The organism is Hyalangium sp. (assembly GCF_035629615.1).
In the GTDB taxonomy this organism is placed as follows: Bacteria; Myxococcota; Myxococcia; order Myxococcales; family Myxococcaceae; genus Hyalangium.
Window position 1 is genome coordinate 1 of sequence record NZ_DASPHO010000553.1, and the last position, 3,083, is coordinate 3,083.

3 protein-coding genes are annotated in these 3,083 nt (G+C 70.0%); all 3 read left to right on the plus strand.

Annotated elements, in window-relative coordinates; translation table 11 throughout:
- Window positions 1-1,126: RCC1 domain-containing protein (locus VD972_RS28055; protein ID WP_414654142.1), on the plus strand; the 1,126-nt coding region annotated here is incomplete at its 5' end.
- Window positions 1,127-1,303: 177 nt separating this feature from the next.
- Complete coding sequence (locus VD972_RS28060; RefSeq protein ID WP_324991822.1) at window positions 1,304-1,948, plus strand: hypothetical protein; 645 nt, start codon at window positions 1,304-1,306, stop codon at window positions 1,946-1,948.
- Between the two features lie 158 nt (window positions 1,949-2,106).
- The coding region (locus VD972_RS28065; protein WP_414654143.1) for a hypothetical protein at window positions 2,107-3,083 on the plus strand (977 nt) is incomplete at its 3' end.

The window sequence follows — 3,083 nt, forward strand, 5'->3', positions numbered from 1 at the left end:
TCACTCCCTGGCGCTGCGGCGCAACGGCTCCTTGTGGGCGTGGGGACATAACTACTCGGGCGCCATGGGCACGGGCTCCGATCGTCGGCTCTCGCCCACTGCGGTGCGCCTGAGCCACGTGCGCGCAGTAGCCAGTGGCCCGTCTTGCAGCTTGGCGGTCCGTGAGGACGGCACCGTGTGGTGGTGGGGATGTCCCTACATGCCGCCCGCATTCACGGAGCTCCAGGCCACCCCGGCTCGGGTCGAGGGACTGGAGGGCGCGGTGGATGGCGCAGCAGGCACCTCCTTCTTGCTGGTGCGCAAGCAGGACGGCACCGTGTGGGCCTGGGGCAACAACTCCCAGGGCCAGCTGGGCGATGGGACGCTGGTGAACCGGGAGACGCCCGCCCCGGTCCCAGGATTGACGGGGGTGGTGGCCGTGAGCGTGGGGGACAACTACTCCCTGGCACTGAAGCAGGATGGCTCCGCGTGGGGCTGGGGAAACAACACCTATGGACAGCTGGGAGACTTGACGCTGACACGCCGCTCCACACCCGTGCAGGTGCAGGGCCTGGACGGCGTGGTGGCCGTGGTGGCGCAAGGGAGGATCTCGGTGGCCCTGCGCAGCGATGGCACCGTGTGGCACTGGGGCAGCACCTCGGCCCTCTGGAACCAAGGGGACAAGCAGCCCCGGCCGCCTGCCCAGGTGGCGGGACTCACGGGCGTGGTGGCGGTGGCCGTGCGAAATGGCGACCTCTCCGCCGTGCGCTCGGACGGCACCGTGTGGCAGTGGCAGCTCCAGCTCCCCTCCCAGGTGAGCCCGCCCCAGCAGGTGGAGGGCTTCACCGACGCAGTGGGCGTGGCCCGCAGCGCAGGTACCCTGCAGGTGCTGCGCTCGGACGGCACGGTGTGGAACACGGGACACAACCTCTACGGCGAGCGCGGCTTCCCCTCGATCGCCGCGACTCCGCCTGGTCCCACCCAGGTGCCGGGGCTGACCCAGGTGACGGCCTTGTCGAGCAATGGGAGCCGCATCCATGCCCTGCGCGCCGACGGCACGCTGGTCGAGTGGGGGATAGGTCTCTTCGGGGATGGCGTCGCGCCCCTGCACCTGGAGCCGACGCGCGTGGAGCTGCCCCGGCGGTAGAAGACGACCTGAAGAGGGCCTCAGGCCGCTCTGGCATCCACCTGGCCCGGTCTCCCAGCCGGTGCGTCCCCCAAGCTGGGCGCTCGTTGGGCGGATCAGCTCTCCCCAACAGCATCCCCATCAGCGCGGCGCCCCAGGTGAGCGGCGGAGCCCCAGGCCTCCGGGGGGGCGCGCTCGGTGTCGACGTTTCAGTTGCTGGGAGACACCTTGCTGCTGGCGAGCGGCATGGACGATCTCCTGGATTACGCACCGTCGGACCGGCCTCACGAGGAAAGGACGGCGAACTTCCAGGATGCGTGGACGCTGGACCTCACGCGAGGGCAGTGGACACAGCTCGAGCTGCCCCCGAGGGCCACCCGGCTGCCGGTGTGTCGGAGCTGCAGCGTGGAGGCCGCGCTGTCCTCTGCCTCCTTCTTCTTCGGAGAAGGGTGGTTGTTCGACGCGACCACCCGGCAGGTCCACGGCGTCGCGCCGGAGCTGGGGCGTGACGCCGCCCCCCAGCACGTCGAGGCGCTCGTGCTCGACTCCAGGCGCCTGTTGCTCTGGACAGAGGACGAGCCGAATGCACCCACCGGGTACGTCTTCGACCGGGAGAAGCGGCGATGGTGTGCCGTGGACCTGGCGCCCGTGGCGCCGGTGATGTTCGGCGCCCGGCCGTCCATCAGCGCCCACCAGGGACGGCTCTACCTCTGGGCGGCAGAGAGCAGCGAGCAGCGAGAGACGACGGACTGCCCGCCAGGCGCGCCGTGCGCGCGGACGTTCGAAACCCACGTCACGCCTGGCGGGGCGATGATCGTCTCGTTCGAAAAGGTATGGCCCTAGCGGGCCGCTCCTGAAGCTCTGCCTGCTCGTGGCCGAACCGCTCGATGCCAGGCCAGGCTGCGGCGGACGGCGATTTTTCGGGTTCATGTAACCAGAGAAAGGCGCGGCGCATACAGCGGTCCACGTTGGACAACCCTCCACCCCTTTCGAGGTCTCCCATGCTGACGAGCAGCGCTACGTCTTCCACCCCGTCACTGCCGAAGCCCACGCCGAGCCCCACCGCAGCGCCCCCGCCCCAGGTCCAGAAGGCGGACACCTCCTCGCCCCTGACGACGACGCGCCCCGAGCTGAGCGCTGGCACCGGGACGAAGGGCTTCACTGGAACCAGCTCCTTCGAGCCCTCGGGCCGGCGCAACCTGGTGGAGCTCAACCCCTCCTCGCCCCTGCCCGCCCCGCAGGGGGCGCCCGCTTCGTTCTCCCCGGGCGGCAACGCCACCGGCACTGTCAAGGCGGCGTTCGGATGGGACGACATTACCGATGGCTTCTCCGACCTGGTGGAGGGTACCAAGGATGCGGTCGGCACGGTGGTGGATGGGGGCCGCCGCATCATCGGCTCCGCGGGTGACTTCGCGATCGACGCGGCCGAAGGGACGCTCGACTTCGCGGGTGACGTGGCGGATCTCACCACCGAGGCCGTGCAGGAGGGGATCCAGTTCGCCGTGGAGCAGGGCCTGGAGCTGGCTGGCCCTCTGCTCAACGAGGCGCGTGATCTCATCCAGGGGGCTGTCCTGGATGGGCTCGACATCGAAGAGAAGATCGACAGCCTGGAGCCCGGTGACTCCCTGTCGATCGGCGGTGAAGTCAACGTGACCGCGGGGATCGAGGTGGGCGCGGGGGCGGAGCTCGAGGTGACGGCCAACGAGGATGGCACCTACACCGTGTCGGGTGAGATCGAGGCCGACCTGGGCGTGAATCTGTTCGGCGGAGGGACGCTGGGGGCGGGCGGCAAGGTCGAGTTCACCTTCCCTGATAAGGAGGCGGCGCTCCGTGGGGCCGAGAGCCTGGCGCTGGCCGGCGCCGGCGCGGCCGCGGCGCTCACGCCTCCGTTCCAGGCGGTGGCCCCGCTGCTGCTGCCTGGGGGCGATGATCTCGGGAACCTCACGAGCAACATCTCGGCGATTGAGCTGTCGGTCGA